General features: G+C 61.6%; 20 protein-coding genes. 13 read left to right on the top strand and 7 right to left on the bottom strand.

What is annotated here, in order from left to right; genetic code table 11:
- Positions 1 to 59: 59 nt before the first annotated feature.
- From HF955_RS16730 to HF955_RS16740, 3 genes are read right to left on the bottom strand one after another with little or no spacing between them, the layout of a single operon-like run.
- Positions 60 to 1,286 carry an MFS transporter gene (locus HF955_RS16730; protein WP_291076743.1) on the bottom strand — a complete coding sequence of 409 codons (1,227 nt, stop codon included), beginning with the start codon at positions 1,284 to 1,286 and terminating at the stop codon, positions 60 to 62.
- Positions 1,287 to 1,322: 36 nt separating this feature from the next.
- Positions 1,323 to 2,690 carry a PleD family two-component system response regulator gene (locus tag HF955_RS16735; RefSeq protein ID WP_291076744.1) on the bottom strand — a complete coding sequence of 456 codons (1,368 nt, stop codon included), beginning with the start codon at positions 2,688 to 2,690 and terminating at the stop codon, positions 1,323 to 1,325.
- Positions 2,687 to 3,076, bottom strand: coding sequence for a response regulator (locus tag HF955_RS16740; protein ID WP_027836258.1), 390 nt, complete (start codon positions 3,074 to 3,076; stop codon positions 2,687 to 2,689). The genes HF955_RS16735 and HF955_RS16740 overlap by 4 nt, the downstream gene beginning before the upstream one ends.
- Positions 3,077 to 3,213: 137 nt before the next feature.
- Here HF955_RS16740 and HF955_RS16745 point away from each other — a divergent pair, with 137 nt between their 5' ends.
- From HF955_RS16745 to HF955_RS16770, 6 genes are all read left to right on the top strand, one after another.
- On the top strand, positions 3,214 to 4,485 hold the full coding sequence (locus tag HF955_RS16745; RefSeq protein WP_291076745.1) for a DNA polymerase IV: 1,272 nt from the start codon (positions 3,214 to 3,216) through the stop codon (positions 4,483 to 4,485).
- 67 nt (positions 4,486 to 4,552) lie between these two features.
- On the top strand, positions 4,553 to 5,014 hold the full coding sequence (locus HF955_RS16750; RefSeq protein ID WP_291076746.1) for a RidA family protein: 462 nt from the start codon (positions 4,553 to 4,555) through the stop codon (positions 5,012 to 5,014).
- The gene (locus HF955_RS16755) at positions 5,015 to 5,743 is read left to right on the top strand and encodes a glycerophosphodiester phosphodiesterase family protein (protein WP_291076747.1); all 729 of its coding nucleotides are present in this window, start codon (positions 5,015 to 5,017) and stop codon (positions 5,741 to 5,743) included.
- Positions 5,744 to 5,752: 9 nt separating this feature from the next.
- Positions 5,753 to 6,916: a GNAT family N-acetyltransferase gene (locus tag HF955_RS16760; protein WP_291076748.1), complete on the top strand. Its 1,164-nt coding sequence runs from the start codon at positions 5,753 to 5,755 to the stop codon at positions 6,914 to 6,916.
- Positions 6,913 to 7,329 (top strand): hypothetical protein, encoded by a 417-nt coding sequence (locus HF955_RS16765; protein ID WP_291076749.1) that lies wholly within the window; start codon positions 6,913 to 6,915, stop codon positions 7,327 to 7,329. The genes HF955_RS16760 and HF955_RS16765 overlap by 4 nt, the downstream gene beginning before the upstream one ends.
- Positions 7,326 to 7,766, top strand: coding sequence for an HIT family protein (locus tag HF955_RS16770; protein WP_291076750.1), 441 nt, complete (start codon positions 7,326 to 7,328; stop codon positions 7,764 to 7,766). The genes HF955_RS16765 and HF955_RS16770 overlap by 4 nt, the downstream gene beginning before the upstream one ends.
- Here HF955_RS16770 and gatB read toward each other — a convergent pair.
- Entirely contained in the window at positions 7,763 to 9,274 is a 1,512-nt protein-coding gene (gene gatB / locus HF955_RS16775) for an Asp-tRNA(Asn)/Glu-tRNA(Gln) amidotransferase subunit GatB (RefSeq protein ID WP_291076751.1), read from the bottom strand. The genes HF955_RS16770 and gatB overlap by 4 nt on opposite strands.
- Before the next feature lie 152 nt (positions 9,275 to 9,426).
- On the opposite strand from gatB, the gene HF955_RS16780 reads away from it, so the two are divergent.
- On the top strand, positions 9,427 to 9,810 hold the full coding sequence (locus tag HF955_RS16780; protein ID WP_291076752.1) for a hypothetical protein: 384 nt from the start codon (positions 9,427 to 9,429) through the stop codon (positions 9,808 to 9,810).
- Here the strand turns inward: HF955_RS16780 and HF955_RS16785 are convergent, their stop codons facing one another.
- Positions 9,811 to 10,284 (bottom strand): hypothetical protein, encoded by a 474-nt coding sequence (locus tag HF955_RS16785; protein WP_291076754.1) that lies wholly within the window; start codon positions 10,282 to 10,284, stop codon positions 9,811 to 9,813.
- 10 nt (positions 10,285 to 10,294) lie between these two features.
- Complete coding sequence (gene gatA, locus HF955_RS16790) at positions 10,295 to 11,767, bottom strand: Asp-tRNA(Asn)/Glu-tRNA(Gln) amidotransferase subunit GatA (RefSeq protein WP_291076755.1); 1,473 nt, start codon at positions 11,765 to 11,767, stop codon at positions 10,295 to 10,297.
- Between the two features lie 134 nt (positions 11,768 to 11,901).
- Between gatA and HF955_RS16795 the strand changes: the two genes are divergently transcribed.
- Positions 11,902 to 12,357, top strand: a complete 456-nt coding sequence (locus HF955_RS16795) for a DUF6491 family protein (RefSeq protein ID WP_291076757.1) — start codon at positions 11,902 to 11,904, stop codon at positions 12,355 to 12,357.
- Between the two features lie 32 nt (positions 12,358 to 12,389).
- Complete coding sequence (locus HF955_RS16800) at positions 12,390 to 12,773, top strand: SET domain-containing protein-lysine N-methyltransferase (protein ID WP_291076759.1); 384 nt, start codon at positions 12,390 to 12,392, stop codon at positions 12,771 to 12,773.
- A gap of 3 nt (positions 12,774 to 12,776) precedes the next feature.
- On the opposite strand, the gene gatC is transcribed toward HF955_RS16800, so the two are convergent.
- Entirely contained in the window at positions 12,777 to 13,064 is a 288-nt protein-coding gene (gatC, locus tag HF955_RS16805) for an Asp-tRNA(Asn)/Glu-tRNA(Gln) amidotransferase subunit GatC (protein ID WP_027836271.1), read from the bottom strand.
- Positions 13,065 to 13,144: 80 nt separating this feature from the next.
- On the opposite strand from gatC, the gene ruvX reads away from it, so the two are divergent.
- Genes ruvX through pyrC form a run of 4 tightly spaced genes read left to right on the top strand, consistent with a single transcriptional unit; the run spans position 13,145 to position 16,795 of the window.
- Entirely contained in the window at positions 13,145 to 13,600 is a 456-nt protein-coding gene (gene ruvX, locus HF955_RS16810) for a Holliday junction resolvase RuvX (RefSeq protein WP_291076760.1), read from the top strand.
- A complete protein-coding gene (locus tag HF955_RS16815; RefSeq protein WP_291076762.1) occupies positions 13,600 to 14,514 on the top strand; it encodes an AEC family transporter in 915 nt (304 codons plus the stop codon). Before ruvX ends, HF955_RS16815 begins: the two co-directional genes overlap by 1 nt.
- A gap of 56 nt (positions 14,515 to 14,570) precedes the next feature.
- The gene (locus HF955_RS16820; protein ID WP_291076764.1) at positions 14,571 to 15,518 is read left to right on the top strand and encodes an aspartate carbamoyltransferase catalytic subunit; all 948 of its coding nucleotides are present in this window, start codon (positions 14,571 to 14,573) and stop codon (positions 15,516 to 15,518) included.
- Complete coding sequence (gene pyrC / locus HF955_RS16825; protein WP_291076766.1) at positions 15,515 to 16,795, top strand: dihydroorotase; 1,281 nt, start codon at positions 15,515 to 15,517, stop codon at positions 16,793 to 16,795. Before HF955_RS16820 ends, pyrC begins: the two co-directional genes overlap by 4 nt.
- Positions 16,796 to 16,833: the final 38 nt, after the last annotated feature.

The raw sequence follows: 16,833 nt of genomic DNA on the forward strand, positions 1-16,833 counted from the left end.
TCCTTGTTTTCATGAAATGTTTCGAAAAGCCCGCTTCGCAAGAGCGGGTTTTTTGTTGCCTAGTCTTCCGGCACGCCCGAATGCAGGTTCCGGGTCTTGCGAATGCCCGGGAACAGCACCGCCCAGGCCGCCGCCACGCCGATAGCCGCATAACCGCCCGCAACCACGGTGAACACTGCGCCCCATTTGGCCGCCATGAACCCTGCCCGCGCCTCACCGAGTTCGTTTGATGCGCCCAGGAATATCGAATTCACCGCATTCACCCGCCCGCGCACCTGGTCCGGGGTCCAGAGCTGCAGCAGGATTTCGCGGATATAGACCGAGACCATGTCGAAGGCGCCTACAAAGATCAGGGCCATGATCGACAACCAGACCAGGTTGGAGTGGCCGAACACAACGGTCGCCAGACCGAACAAGGCCACCGACACGAAGAGAATCAGCCCGGCATGGTCACGTATCGGGAAGATGGTGATGATCCCCAACATCAGGATCGCACCGATTCCAGGCGCGGCCCGCAACAGGCCGAGCCCTTCTTCCCCGATTTCCAGAATGTCGCGCGCATAGATCGGCAACAGCGCTACGGCTCCACCCAGCAGCACGGCAAACAGATCGAGTGAAATCGCGCCGAGCACGACCTTCTGGTTGAAGACATACTTGAATCCGCCCAGAAGCACGCTCAGCGTCGTTGGCTCGCGGTCAATCTTCTGCTCCGGCTTGGGGATCGAGAAAATCAACAGCGCGGCAATCGCAAACAAGGTCACAGCCGTGCCATAGGCAAACCCCGCCGCGACGCCATAGAGCAGCCCGCCGGCCACGGGCCCGAGGATGGAGGCCGTTTGCCAGGACGAGGCGAGCCAGCCAACGGCATTGGCAAAATCCTCTCGCGGGACCAGATTCACCGCCAGGCTCGACGAGGCCGGTGTGTAGAAGGCACGGGCAATCCCGAACACGGTCAGTGTCGCCAGGACAATCAGCGGGTCGAACGCGCCTGTGGCAGCCAGCGCCAGAATGACCCCCGCACAGAGCAGCTCCACACTGACCGATACCCCCATCACATTGCGGCGCCCGAGCCGGTCCGATGCAACCCCGGTCACGACGACCAGAAGCAATGCCGGCAGGAATTGCACAAGACCGATCCAGCCCAGCAGCGCCGCATTCTGGGTCTCGTCATACATCTGCCAGGCAACCGCAACAGACACGATCTGCGCGGCCAGCGACGTCAGGAAGCGCGACAGGAAGTATCTGCGATAGGAAGAGTGGCGAAATGCCGAGAACCGGTCAGTCATGACCTGCGCAATGCGGCGCGGCGGGCCTCAAGTCAATCAGGCCGCGAGACTTTCAACCCGGTTCCGGCCGGCAGACTTCGCCTGGTAAAGTGCGGTGTCGGCCCGTTTGGTGAGGTCGGCAATCGTGTCCCCAAGCAGGTTGACCGTGGAAACTCCGGCGCTCAGCGTCACCGTGATCTCCCCGACACTGGCATTCACCTTGAAGGGTTCCGCCGCCACAGCCCGCCGGATCCGTTCCGCTGCGGCACAGGCAAGATCACCGGGTGTATCCGGCATGATGATCATGAATTCTTCGCCGCCCGGACGGCACACGACGTCCATGACGCGGCTATTGGTCTTCAGGCGGCTGGCCATCTCCTGCAGCACTTCGTCACCGACATCATGGCCATAGGTGTCGTTCACCGACTTGAAATGGTCGATATCAACCATCATCACCGAAACCGGCCGTCCGCCCATCAGCGAGCGCTGCATCAATTGTTCCAGCTGGTTGTTCATGTAGCGGCGATTGTACAGACCGGTCAGCTGATCGATCACGGACAGTTCGAGTCCCCGGTCAACGCGATCTCGCAGCATTTCGATGTAACGCGCGCGCCGCGCCTGGGTGCGGACCCGAGCCAGCAATTCCTGACGGTCGAGCGGCACGAAGATCACGTCACTGGCCCCGAGATCGAGTCCCCGGCCGGCGCGCTGGCGGTCATCCGGGTCACAGACCAGAAGGATGGAGATCGAGCGCGTCGCCGCATTCATCTTGAAATGGGCGCACAATTTCAGCGCATCATAGCGGTCGCTCAGCATGGACAGGACCAGTATGTCGACACCCAGTTCGTTCAGGCCGGTCATGTCACCCGCCTCCAGCAGCGTGATCACCTGATGGCCACCTGCTCGCAACATGTCAGCGATGCGTGCGGATGTGCGCGGATTGTCATCCACCACGAACAGCCGCGCCGGAACGTCCTTCACATGCACGCTGTCATCGCTGTCGATGCCGGCGCGCAAACCGCTCGCCTGACGCTGGCGCAATTCCGACGCGACCGCATTGTACCGGGTCAGCGCCCCCATGCGGGCCATCAGGGCAAAATCATCCACCGGCTTCGTCAGGAAGTCTTCCGCGCCGACGTCCAGGCCACGCACACGGTCTTCCACATCATTGAGCGCCGTCACCATCACCACCGGAATATGGGCCGTAGCCGGATTGTTCTTCAAACGACGGCACACTTCATAGCCGTCCATGCCGGGCATCATGACATCCAGCAGGACGATGTCGGGCTCATGCTGCTCGACCGCGCGCAGCGCTTCGACGCCGTTCGCAGCCAGGAAAACCGTATAATACTGCGCCTCCAGCTTGGCCTGCAGCAGGCGCCGGTTTGCTTCAATGTCATCTACGACCAAGACACGCGCTGTCACGCCGCCTCCTTGGGCATCAATGCCTCGACAGCCTTGATGAAGGTAGCAATCTGGATCGGCTTGGAGAGATATCCTTCACAGCCCGCTTCCCGGACACGCTTTTCATCTGCCCGCATGGCGAACGCCGTGACGGCCAGCACCGGAATGTGAGCCACCTTGTCGTCATCCTTGAGCCATCGCGTGATGTCGAGACCGGAAACCTCCGGCAGCTGGATGTCCATGATGATCAGGTCAGGCTGTTCCTGGCGAGCGATCTCGACGGCCTTTGCGCCGTCTCGGCACTGGAACGTCTGGAACCCGTAGGCGTCCAGCAAGTCGCAAAAGAGCCGCATGTTGAGTTCATTGTCCTCAACGACCAGAACTTTCCTGGTTTGCGACTGCGTCATAGCACTTCTGTTGCCTGTGATTCGGGCCATTTTTGTGAGCTCTTTTGCCAGCTACACCGCAAATCGTTAACACTGGTTTACGGGTTGAGGCCTCGCAGATTGCCCGTTTTCGCGGAACATGGCATGAACATGAGACGATGAGTACCCTTTGCCGCGACTGCTTTTACCTTTTCGACACCAATGCGGACATCTGTCCGCAATGTCAGCGGCGGCGTGTGATCCGTAATAACCACATCACAACGCTCGGAATCGCGCATCTCGATTGCGATGCCTTCTTTGCCGCCATCGAAAAGCGTGACGATCCTTCATTGAAAGACCGGCCAGTCATTGTCGGCGGCGGAAAAAGAGGGGTCGTGGCCACATGTTGTTACATCGCCCGGCTTTATGGCGTCCGGTCAGCCATGCCGATGTTCCAGGCGCTCAAGGCGTGTCCGGATGCGGTGGTGGTGAAGCCGAATGGCGAAAAATACCGGATTGCGGCCCAGCAGGTCCGTGAAAAGATGCTGGCCCTGACCCCGGTGATCCAGCCTGTTTCGGTAGACGAAGCCTATCTCGACCTCACCGGAACCCGAACCCTGCACAAGGCGCCACCGGCGGTTTCCCTTGCCCGGCTCGCTGCCGACATCGAACGCGACATCGGGATCACCGTTTCGATCGGCCTGTCCACCAACAAATTCCTCGCCAAAACCGCCAGCGAGCTCGACAAGCCGCGCGGCTTCGCCATCATTGCGCCGGAAGATGCCGAGGCCTTGCTCGCGCCCCGCCCGGTCGGGTTCATCCATGGTGTCGGCCCGAAACTCGCCCAGAAGCTGGCGGCTGACGGTTATGACACGATCGCGGATCTCCAGCGGGCCGAGCTGAAACAGCTGATCGGCCGGTATGGTGAAACCGGCATGTGGCTGAAACAGCGGGCGCATGGTCAGGATACCCGGCCGGTCCGTACCGATGAAGAGCGCAAGTCTGTCAGTTCGGAAACCACCTTCCGAGAAGACGTCTCGGACCCGGCCTGGCTGGAGGACCAGTTGTGGCGTCTCTGTGTGAAGACGGCCGACCGCGCAAAGGCGACGGGACTGGACGGCACCGTGATCACGCTAAAGCTGAAAACAGCCGATTTCCGTACCCTTACCCGACGCATGTCGCTGGCCGAGCCGACGCAGCTTGCCCAGACGTTGTTTCGCAGCGCGAAAGTGCTCCTTGCAAAGGAAGCCAATGGCCGCACGCGGTTCCGACTGATCGGCGTCGGCATATCGGAGCTGACCGAACACCGGGCCGATGCCGCCGACCTTCTGGACCCGCTGGTGGCAAAGCGCGCCGCTGCCGAGCGCGCCTCGGATATTGCGCGGAAGAAGTTCGGCGCCGATGCAGTGATGACAGGGCGGTCCGCACGCACCCGGAATTCGGATCGCTGAGGCCGCTTGCCGTGGCCTGTCCTCGGGGTCTAGGGAGGAGCGGACCACACTTTCGAAGGAGCCTGCCATGTCGACCCCAGAATCCCGTCTCGATGAACTCGGCATCGAACTGCCCGAGCCGATGAAGCCGGTCGCCACCTATGTGCCCTTTGTGATCAGCGGCAACATGCTGTTTGTGTCCGGCCAGGTCAGCGCCTCTGCCGATGGCCTGATCAAGGGGCGCCTTGGCGAGAACATGGAACTGTCCGCCGGTCAGCAGGCCGCGCGCTTTTGCGGCATCAATCTGATCGCACAATGCAAGTCCGCCGTCGGCGACCTTTCCCGAATCAAGCGTGTCGTGAAACTCGGCGGGTTCGTGAACGTCGCGCCCGGCTTTACAGACATCCCGCAAGTCATCAATGGCTGTTCCGATCTGATGGTCGACGTGTTCGGCGAGGCCGGACGCCACGCCCGCTCCGCCGTCTCCTGTCCGGAACTGCCCCTCGGCGTGGCAGTCGAGATCGACGGCATTTTCGAGATCGCGGGCTAGATGGCCCGGCGCTTTGTCCTGACCGACTTCCTCTACGCCCATCGTGGGCTCTGGTCTGGTCGTGCGACGCCGGAAAACACGATGGCGGCCTTCAACGCGGCCGCGCAGCTCGGACTGGGCATGGAGTTCGACATACGGCCGGCATCGGATGGTAAACCGGTCGTCTTCCATGATGACACACTCGAGCGCATGGCCGGCCATCCCGACCGGATCGAGGATCTGGCCGTTTCGGCGCTTCGGGAGGTCGTCATAGCAGGCGAGCACGGCCTGCCGAGCTTTTCCGATCTGCTGGCATCCTGGCCGCAGGAACTGCCGCTGCTCACCGAAATGAAGATCGACGGTCGCACAGATCCGGCCGCCTTCGGCAGACGCACCGGGGACATCCTGTCGGCCTATCCGGGACTCGCCGCCGCGATGAGCTTTTCGGAAGCCGCGGTCCGCGCCCTGCCATCCGACCTGATGCGTGGCCAGCTGATCCCGCCGATCCATTCCATCGGCGCCGTCGAATTCGGCGAGATCCTCCAGCGTGCCTTGTCCGATGGCATCGACTATGCGGCCATCAACATTGCCGATGTCGCGGACATCCGCAAACGCGTGCCGGAAGACTATCCCGTTGTGTGCTGGACGGTCCGGTCTCTCGACGAGGTGCGCGCCGCGGTACATGAAAATGTGGCCATCATCTTCGAACATCTCGATCCGGCACTGGTTTCCGCCTACGCCATGCCCTAGATTCCCGGCATGGATGACACGGCGCTGAAATTGGATTTTGCCACCGCCATGGCGGAGGTCGATCCGGAAGAATGGAATGCGATCGCCAATCCGCCGGGGGCGCGTTATGACCCGTTCCTCAAATGGGAGTTTCTGGACGCATTGGAGACCTCCGGCGCGGCCACGCCGAATACCGGCTGGATGCCTCGGCACGTCCTGATCCGCGATGGTACCGGGCGGCTGAAGGCCGCGATGCCCCTCTATGGCAAGAGCCACTCCCGGGGCGAGTTTGTCTTTGACCATTCCTGGGCCGACGCATTCGAGCGGGCGGGCGGCGCCTATTATCCGAAGCTCCTGTCCGCCGTCCCGTTTACACCTGTCACTGGCCGGCGTCTTCTGGTCCGCCCCGGGCCGGACGAGGTGCGCCTTCAGACCGCCCTCCTGTCCGGCGCCATCCAGCTTGCCGAACAGAACGGCCTGTCCTCGCTCCACCTCAATTTCGTGACCCGCGCGGAAGCAGACCGCCTCGCCGAAACCGGTCTGCTGCTACGCACGGATCAGCAATTCCACTGGCAAAACCGGGACTATGCCGCCTTTGACGACTTTCTGGCCGACCTGTCCTCGTCCAAACGGAAGAACCTCCGCAAGGAGCGCAGGAAGGCGCAGGAAGGTCTCGACTTCCTTCATCTGCGCGGTGACGAGATTACCGAAGATCATCTCGATGCCTTCTACGTTTTCTACATGGACACCGGCGCGCGCAAATGGGGCTCACCCTATCTGACCCGCGAGACCTTCACCCTTCTGCGCGAACGCATGGCAGATGACCTGCTCTTCGTGTTTGCCATGTCGGACGGCTCCCCAATTGCCGGTGCCATGAACCTGATCGGCTCCGACACGCTCTATGGCCGATACTGGGGATGCACCGAACACAGACCAATGCTGCATTTCGAGACCTGCTATTATCAGGCCATCGATTACGCCATCGCGCACGATCTCGCCTTTGTCGAGGCGGGCGCGCAAGGCGGCCACAAGCTCGCGCGCGGCTATGCCCCGGTTACCACCTATTCCACGCACTGGATCGCCCATCCCGGCCTGCGCAACGCCATTGCGGACTATCTCGAGCGCGAACGCGAAGCCGTGGAATCCGACATGGACTATCTCACCGAGCGAACACCCTTTAAGAAGGGCGAATGAGCCAGTCCGCCGTCCTCAGGAATTATGGCCAGGTTGAAGAGGCCCTCATCGTCTGCGCGGCGTTGCAGGCTGCCGGCTTCGACGCCTCCATCGACAATTACAATCATGCGTCCGTGAACTGGCTGATCGTTCCGGCCCTCGGCGGCATTCCCGTCCGGCTGCCGGTATCGCAGCTGGAAGACGCAAGGGCCTATCTCCAGGAGATGGTTGATACAGCCGCGGATCGCTTGGCAGAAGCGACTGGGGAAGAGCCAGTCCCTGCAAGAAAGAAATACTGGCGCGCCTGGGCCGTCGCCGCCGTGTTGATTACCGACTGGCTCTTGCTATTCGTCCTGTGGCGCTTCCTGCGGGCCACCTATCTGAAGCTACGGCCTACAAGATCACACCAATTGGAAAGTTCACCCACGACATGACCCTTCACGCTGCCTACGACCCCGACAACATCTTTGCCAAAATCCTGCGCGGCGAGATGCCCGCCGTCAAAGTGTACGAGGATGACGCGGCGCTGGCCTTCATGGACGTGTTTCCCCAGGCTGAAGGCCATACACTGATCGTGCCGAAGGGGGTTGAGGCGCGCAACCTACTGGACATGCCCGCAGAAAAGCTCGGCCCTTACATGCAGGCCGTCCAGAAAGTGGCCAGGGCGGTGGAGTCCGCGCTGGCGCCGGACGGTCTCGTCGTGACCCAGTTCAATGGCGCGCCCGCCGGACAGACCGTGTTCCACCTGCACTTCCACATCATTCCACGCTGGAAGGATGTTGCGCTTGGACGCCACAGTTCTGGTGAAATGGCAGACATGGGCGTGCTCGGCGCACTGGCCGAACGCATCAAGGACAAGCTCGATGCCTAGAGCCCCAGCTTCGCTTTCAGGATATCATTGACCGCCTTCGGATTGGCCTTGCCGCCGGAGGCTTTCATGACCTGGCCAACGAACCAGCCCATCGTCTTCGGCTTTTCCTTGACCTGGGCCACCTGCTCCGGATTGGCCGCGATGATCTCATCGACCACCTTCTCGATGGCGCCGGTATCAGTGACCTGTTTCAGGCCATGCGTCTCGACAATATCGGCGGCCTCACCCTCGCCATCAATCATACGGGCAAAAACATCTTTCGCGATCTTGCCGCTGATCGTGTCATTCGCGATCAGTTCGATCAGGCCGCCGAGGCTCGCTGCGGACACCGGGCTGTCGGCCAGTTCGATATCCTGCTTGTTCAGATAGCCGAACAATTCCTGCGTCACCCAGTTGGCGGCCAGTTTCGGGTCGCGGCCCTTCGCCACTTCCTCAAAGAAGTCGGCCTTTTCCGCATCAGCGCTCAACACGCCGGCGTCATAGCGCGACAGGCCATAATCGGTCTCGAAACGCGCGCGTTTCTCGTCCGGCAGTTCCGGCAGTGTCGCTCGAATTTCTTCGATCCAGGCCTGTTCGACTTCCAGCGGCAAGAGGTCCGGATCCGGGAAATAGCGATAGTCGTGCGCGTCTTCCTTTGAGCGCATCGACCGTGTCTCGACCTTGACCGGATCGAACAGGCGCGTTTCCTGATCAATCTTGCCGCCATTCTCGAGAATCTCGATCTGACGGCGAGCCTCATACTCGATCGCCTGCTGGATGAAACGGAACGAGTTCATGTTCTTCAGTTCGCACCGTGTGCCGAGATGGCTGAAATCACCCGTTTCACGGAATTTCTCATACTGTCCCGGGCGGCAGACAGACACGTTCACGTCGGCCCGCAGATTGCCCTTCTCCATGTCGCCATCACAGGTGCCAAGCGCAATCACGATCGCGCGCAGCTTCTTCACATAGGCGGCGGCTTCGGCGGGCGAGCGCACATCCGGCATGGAGACGATTTCCATCAGCGCCACGCCGGACCGGTTCAGGTCCACATAGGTGGAGCTGGGGTCCATGTCGTGAATGGATTTTCCGGCATCCTGCTCCAGGTGCAGGCGTTCGATCCGGCACGGGAAGGAATAGGCATCTCCGCCATGGGCCGGTTCGACATCCACATCGATCTCGCCCTCGCCCACGATCGGGTGAGCAAACTGGCTGATCTGATAGCCTTGCGGCAGGTCAGGATAAAAATAGTTCTTCCGGTCGAACCGCGAGTAGGTGTTGATCTTCGCTTTCAGGCCAAGGCCCGTGCGGATCGCCTGCTCGACACAGAACCTGTTGATCACCGGCAGCATGCCCGGCATTGCGGCGTCCACGAGGGAGACATTGCAGTTCGGATCTGCACCAAAGGCTGTCGCGGCGCCCGAAAACAGTTTCGAATTGGAGGAGACCTGGGCGTGGACTTCAAGGCCCATGACCAGTTCCCAATCGCCGGTTTCGCCTTTGATGACATATGGTGTGCGCGCGGACATGGCATTCCCTGCTGGCAGTCTGATTTCGCGCTGTTCTAGCCGCCGGACCGGCGCGATGTCGAGCCGGGAATACCATCCTGTCGTCCCTCACCCTTCCAATTTTCGGGATATCGGCGAATAATCCCGGCCATGGAGGAACACGGAGCGCCAAAATGGTCTTCAAAATGATCATGGACGCCTCGAGCGAGGAAGAGAAACCGGTCGTTCGCGGCTTTCTGAAACACCTTGTCCTGGGATTCGCCGGCGGCGTTGCCGTCGGCTCAATCATGCTCGCCATCCTGCTCCTGTCGCTTCAGGGCATGGACCTCGACATGCCGCTACTCTGGATATTCGCGATGATGCTGCAATGCGGCCCTGTGGGCGGCCTGATTGGCATAGGGGTCTACCTGTCCAGGGTTACAGAGCGCGATTCCGACAAGGATGATGATGACGAATCCGGCCCCGGTGGAAACGCGACCGAGCCAGCCAGTCACGAACAGATTGTCGTGCGCGCCGACACCGGTCTGGTGGGGCGGCTGAAACCTTCAAAGGCCTGATCAGTCCAGCTTGCCAGCTTCCTTTGCCCGGCGAACTCGCTCTGCACGCGCCGCCATGCGATCCCCGATCGGCGCAGACTGGGACACCCGGGTCGGTGCCGCCTCGTCCGGTTCCGCGTCCGGACCTGCAGGCGTGTCTTCCTCTTTCAACTTGCCCGCCTCGACGAGTTTGCGGCGCCGCGCAGCAACCCTCGCCTCGCGCGCCTGCTGCGCTGCGCTCTTGCCGGAGAAAAGCCCGGCCAATTTGGACCGGCCCGCACCCCCTGGCTGGGGATGGTCATCCAGCTTCTGACGGCGGCGATCCAGAATGCGTGTGATGCGAAACGAAACATAGCCGGCGACCAGGAAGGCCACGAGCAGCATGTTTCGCATTTCCGGCGCGAACAGGCTGTAGCCGTACTGCGCCATCATCCCCGCCATCAGGGCGAGGCTGATCGCCAGCAACACAATGAAAAGGATCAGGAAACGGGTCATGGCCCGAAGCCTACCACCACTTCTCCGCCTTGGCCACGAAACCGGCTGCGCGCTCCAACTCGCCGCCGACTCGGAAGCAGGCGGCTTCATCCAGCGCCTTGCCGATCACCTGCAGGCCCAGCGGCAGGCCGGAATCCGACAGGCCGGCAGGCACGGAAATGCCCGGCAATCCGGCAAGGTTTGCCGTCACTGTGAACACGTCATTCAGATACATCTCGACCGGATCGCCGCTCTTCTCGCCAAATGCAAAGGCCGGCGACGGACAGGTCGGCGTAAGGACCGCATCGCAGCTTTCGAAGGCACCGACAAAATCGTTCAGGATCTTGGTACGGACCTTCTGCGCGCGCAGATAGTAGGCATCATAATATCCTGACGACAGCACATAGGTCCCGATCATCAGGCGGCGCTGGACTTCTGCGCCGAAGCCTTCTGCGCGCGTGCCCTCATAGGTGGCCGTAAGGTTCTCCCCATCGACCCGTGCCCCATAGCGCATGCCGTCATACCGGGCGAGATTGGACGAAGCTTCGGCAGGGGCCACGATATAGTAAGCAGGCAATGCGTACTTCGTGTGCGGCAGGGAAATGTCCACGATGTCTGCGCCCGCTGCTTTCAGCCAATCGATGCCCTGCTCCCACAGCTTGTCGATCTCGGCCGACATGCCGTCCATGCGGTATTCCTTCGGAATGCCGATCCGCATGCCTTTCACGCCCTTCGAGACATCGCTGCGCCAATCCGGCGTTTCGACATTGAGGGAGGTGGAGTCTTTCAGATCATGGCTGCACATGGCTTCCAGCAGGATGGCGCTGTCCTCCACGGTCTTGGAAATAGGCCCGGCCTGATCGAGCGACGAGGCAAATGCCACCATGCCATAGCGGCTGGCACGGCCATAGGTCGGCTTGATGCCAACCGTACCCGTAAAGGCCGCCGGCTGGCGAATTGAACCACCTGTGTCGGATGCCGTCGCCGCGAGGCAAAGGTCGCCAGCCACCGCAGCAGCAGAGCCACCCGATGAGCCACCAGGTGTCAGGTCGCGATTGTCGCCCTTGCGGCGCCACGGGTTCACAACCGGTCCGAAACGCGACGTTTCGTTGGACGAGCCCATCGCGAACTCGTCCATATTGAGCTTGCCGAGCATCACCGCGCCCGCATCCCACAGATTTTGTGTGACCGTGGACTCATAGGTCGGCGTAAACTCGCCCAGAATGCTGCTGCAGGCTGTCGTGCGCACACCCTTGGTGCAATAGAGGTCCTTGATGCCGAGCGGCGCGCCTTCCAGCTTGCCGCCCTCACCCTTTGCAAGTCTGGTATCGGAGGCATCCGCCATGGCCAGTGCCTTTTCCGGCGTTTCCACGACATACGCATTCAGCGTCCGCGCACCTTCGATGGCGTCGACGAATTGCTGGGTGATCTCGCGCGAGGAAAACTCCCTGGCCTTGAGGCCATCGAGCGCTGCAGCGAGGGTGAGCTTGGTCAGTTCGGTCATCGGAAATCCTGAGAAGATATCTGCCCGCCTGCTATGACGGCTTGGCATAAAAGTTCAAGCCTTCGTGAGGCTTCTTGTCAGTTCGCCGGGATTGGCGCACCCTTCCAGACCTGCAAACCGGACAGGAGTTTCCCATGCGCCTTTTCCTGCTCAGCCTGACAGCGCCAATGCTCTTGGCAGCCTGCTCGACCACCGAAAAAATGTCCGACAACCCCAAAGGGGTCGAACGTTATGCCGACGATCCGCGACTTGGAGCGCCGGTCGACCGGATATGCTTTGCGTCCACCATTGACGGGTTCGGGGAAACCACACGCGACACGGTCATCGTGCGCGAAGGCCGGGACCATTATCTGATCGAGACCTTTGCCGCATGCACGCCGCTCGACGATGCCATGCAGATCGGTTTTGACGGCACAGGAGGCTGTCTCAGCAAGGGGGATCGGTTGATCGTCTCTTCCAGCCTCTTCCCGGTTCGGGAGAACCACCCGTTCGAGACCCAGAAATGCCTCGTGAAGGCGATCTACAAATGGGACAAGGATGCAACCGATAAGCCCGCGACTGAATCTTCTGGAGACTCAGAAGAATCCTGATGGCGGCGGGCAGGACCTGTGGTAACCAGCCCATGGAAAAACCCGGTCATGCCTCGCCCATCGAGGTTCGCACGTCCCCGTTTCACGGTCGCGGCCTGTTCGCGGCCGTTTCCTTTGACACAGGCGATCGCATTGCGATCTATCCGCTCCTGATCCTTGACCATGAGGACAGCGCCGCCATCCGCAACACGCTGATCGGTCACTACGTCTTCCACATCGATGAAGATCCGGATGGAAGGGCTCGCACCGCGGTCGCCTTCGGTCCGATCTCCATGTGCAATCACAGTCCCGATGCGAATGCCGATTTCCAGATAGACGTGGAGACGCAGTCAATCAGTCTGACGGCCCGGAAGCCGATTGCGCGAGATGCCGAGATACTGATCGACTATGAAGACTACGCGTCTGAAATTATCTGAAACCTATTCCACCGATTTTGGAACGACAAAGAACCCGTCTTCGCTGCGCGGTGCATTGGCCAGCACCTGATCCTGGATGTTGCCGTCGGTCACGACATCCTCGCGCATCGGCAACTGGGTTTCGACCACAGACGTCATCGGCTCCACGCCCTCGATATCGACTTCATTCAGCTGGTCGATCCAGGCGAGAATGCCATTCAGCTCTCCGACCAGTTCTTCGGCATGCTGTTCGTTGACGGCGATACGCGACAGGCGGGCGACCTTGCGGACATCATCCTTGGTAACAGACATGGCGGGGCTCCCCTGATTGCGTTGCAGCCGCCCGATTACGCCATAGGCAACCGGGCATCAAGACGCTATGTGGGCTGTCCATGCCCATAACTGCCCCCGACCAATTTCCCGCCACCGGCGCACTGCTCGGCCTTGATCCCGGCACGAAGACACTGGGCGTGGCATCTGCAGACGCCCTGCGCATGCTGTCCAGTCCCGTCGAAACCATTCCGCGCGGCAAGAAACTGGCGCCGGTGCTCGATCGCCTGTTCCACCTGTATGACGACCGCGGTGCCGTGGGGATTGTGATGGGCCTGCCGCTCAACATGGACGGCACAGAAGGCCCTCGGGCACAATCTGTCCGCGCACTCGCCTGGCATATCCTGCAACGCCGGGACATACCGATCCTGTTCCAGGACGAACGCCTGTCCACCGCCGAGGCCGAACAGGCCATGATCGCTGCGGACCTGCCGCGCAAGCGCCGGGCCGAACGGATCGACGCGTCAGCCGCTGCCGTCATCCTCAATGACGCGCTGCAGAGACTGGCCAACAGCTGATGGGCGGCTTTCTCTACGCCCTGCTTCCGGTCATTGCGATCGTGACCCTCGGGCACATCCTGTCGGTGCGCAAATGGATCCCCGCCGACAGCTGGCGGGCCATCGAACGTCTGTCCTATGTTGTGCTTTTCCCGGCGCTGATCGTGCGAACGCTGGCGCACGCGCCTTTCGAGGAGGCCCCCTGGGGACTGGCCGGGGCATTGATCCTGGCGCAATTCGTGCTCGCTGGCGTCGGCTGGTGCGGACGCTTCCTGCCGAACATGCCGGGTCCGGCCGTTGGCTCGGTCATCCAGTCCAATGTGCGCTGGAACACCATGATAGGCCTTTCCATCGGCAGCCTTCTGTTCGGTGAGGAAGGCCTTGCCCTCGTCACCATCGCAGCTGCCGTGATGATCCCGACGGCCAACATCATTTCGGTCTATGCGCTCATCGCTCATGCCGACCAGCCGCACGGGCCAAGGCCCAACCCGTTCAGGGCATTGCTGCGCAACCCCATTGTGCTTGCCTGCATCGCGGGGCTCGCACTGGCCGGCATGAATGCCAGCCTGCCCCGCCTTCTCGACGACAGTCTCCGCATTCTTGGTGACGCCGCGCTTGCGCTCGGACTGCTGTCAGCCGGGGCCGGGGTCGATCTGTCGGCCCTGCGACGGGCCGGCACGCGAACGCTGATCTGGTCCCTCGTCCGGCTGCTCGGTCTGCCGGCACTGGCCGTCGGGTTCTGTGTTCTGCTCGGCGTCACCGGCGTTCCGCTGGTCATTGCCCTGATCTGCGCCGCCACGCCAACGGCGACCAGTTCCTACATCCTGGCAAAGGAACTCGGCGGCGATGCCCCGCTGGCCGCGAATTTGATTGCCGTGGAAACCGTGCTCGCCATGATTACCTTGCCGGGGCTTTACCTGCTCCTGACCAGCTGACCCTCTTGCCCCGACTCGGAAACGGTCCTAAACCGCCGAAAATCGAAAGGGCCTCCATGAGCAAGGCGGCAATCCACTACTCCTTCGACCACGAGCATTTGCTGGGCATCAATGGCCTTCACCCGCTCGACATCACCCATATTCTCGATCTGGCCAACGACTATGCGGAAGCGACCCGCGCAGGGCGACGCGCCGATCCCGTCCTGTCGGGCAAGACCGTTGTGAACCTGTTCTTCGAGAATTCGACCCGCACGATGAGCAGCTTCGAAATTGCGGCCCGCCGACTGGGCGCCGACGTGATTTCCATGCCTGTTGCCCAGTCCTCCGTGAAGAAGGGCGAAACGCTGATCGACACGGCGATGACCCTGAACGCCATGAAGCCTGATGTACTGGTGGTCCGACATTCGGCCTCGGGCGGGGCCAAACTCCTGTCTCGCAAGGTAGACTGCGCAGTGGTCAATGCGGGCGACGGAACCCATGAGCATCCGACACAGGGCCTGCTCGACACGCTGACGATCCGCCGAAACAAGGGCCAGATCGAAGGCCTGAAAGTTGTCATCTGCGGGGATATCACCCATTCGCGCGTGGCGCGCTCGACGACACTGGCCCTGCACCTGCTCGGCGCGGAGGTGCATTTGTGTGCGCCCCGCACGCTGATGCCGTCCGGGACAGAAACCTGGGGTGCGGCCTCCGCCACATCGGATTTCGACGCTGCCCTGGCAGGCGCCGACGTCGTGATGATGCTAAGGCTCCAGCTGGAACGCATGGATGGTGCCTATCTGCCAAGTCGGCGGGAGTATTTCCGCTATTTCGGACTGACCCAGGAACGGCTCTCTCTCGCCAAAGACGACGCTCTCGTCATGCATCCGGGTCCGATGAATCGCGGCATCGAGATCGAAAGCGCCATCGCCGACGGGGATCGCTCCGTAATCACCGAACAGGTCGAAATGGGCGTCGCAGTCCGGGAAGCTGTATTGCACCTGCTGGCAGGAGGCCGCCCATGAGCCTGTCCATCTACAATGCGCGGCTCCTCGACCCGGCGACGGGACTCGACGGTCCAGGCGCAATCCTGATCGAAGACGGCATGATCCAGGAGGTCTCACCCGGCGCGACCGCACCACACGCCGCGGCCGCTGAAATCCTGGACGCTGGGGGCCTTTGCCTCGCACCCGGCCTGATCGACCTGCGTGTGAAGACGGGAGAGCCCGGCGACGAACAGAAGGAAACACTGGCTACGGCATCCCGTGCAGCAGTCGCCGGGGGAGTCACCAGCCTCGTCGTGATGCCCGACACTCAGCCTGTCATCGACGACGTCGCGCTGGTGCGTTTCATCTCGGACCGCGCGAAAGCGAGCGCGCAGGCGCGCATCTATCCTGCGGGTGCGCTGACCACTGGCCTGAAGGGCGAAGCAATGGCCGAAATCGGCTTGATGGCGGATGCCGGGGCCGTCCTGTTCACGAATGGCGACAGCCCGGTGACCAACGCCTCCATTCAGAAGCGGGCCATGACCTATGCCGCCAGCCGCGGCGCTATCGTCATGAGCCGGCCCGACGATGGGGCGCTGAAAGGCTCCGGCGTGATGAATGGAGGCGCTTTTGCCGCGCGCAAGGGATTGGCAGGCATTCCGCCCGAAGCTGAATGGATCGGTGCGGCCCGCGACCTGATGCTGGCGGAAGCCACAGGCTGCACGCTCATTCTCGACCAGGTCTCTACCCCACGGACGCTTGACCTTGTCCGTCAGTCGCGAGATCGCGGCGCCAGCGTGTTCACCACGATTGCCGCCCACTCCCTGTTCTTCAACGAGATCGATGTCGGAGATTATCTCACCTATTGCAAGGTCAACCCGCCCTTCAGGGATGAAGACACGCGGCAGGCGATGATCTCGGCGCTCGCAGCAGGCAAGATAGACGCGGTGGTCTCGGCGCATGATCCGCAACCCCCGGAGGAAAAGCGCCTTCCCTTCGGCGAAGCCAGTTTTGGTGCAGCGGGGCTTGAAACCACTCTGGCTGCCCTGCTGAGCCTGGTCCATGACGGGCCGCTCGACCTGCTCGACGCGCTCGCACCGCTGACCTGCAGACCCGCCGACATGCTCGGCCTTCCACAGGGACGACTGGCTGCAGCCACACCTGCAGACGTCATCCTGTTCGATCCAGGCAAACCCTGGTTGTGCGACCGCGACGAATTGCTGTCGCGCTCAACGAATTCCCCGTTTGATGGCCGGCGCCTTCAAGGCCGCGTGATGAAGACGCTGATCGGCGGCAAATTCGTCTTCACCCGTTAGGTTTCCGGACTTGTCGAAACACACCTCCGGCCGTAAGA

Origin of the sequence: Hyphomonas sp., assembly GCF_017792385.1 — a bacterium.
Lineage (GTDB): Bacteria > Pseudomonadota > Alphaproteobacteria > Caulobacterales > Hyphomonadaceae > Hyphomonas.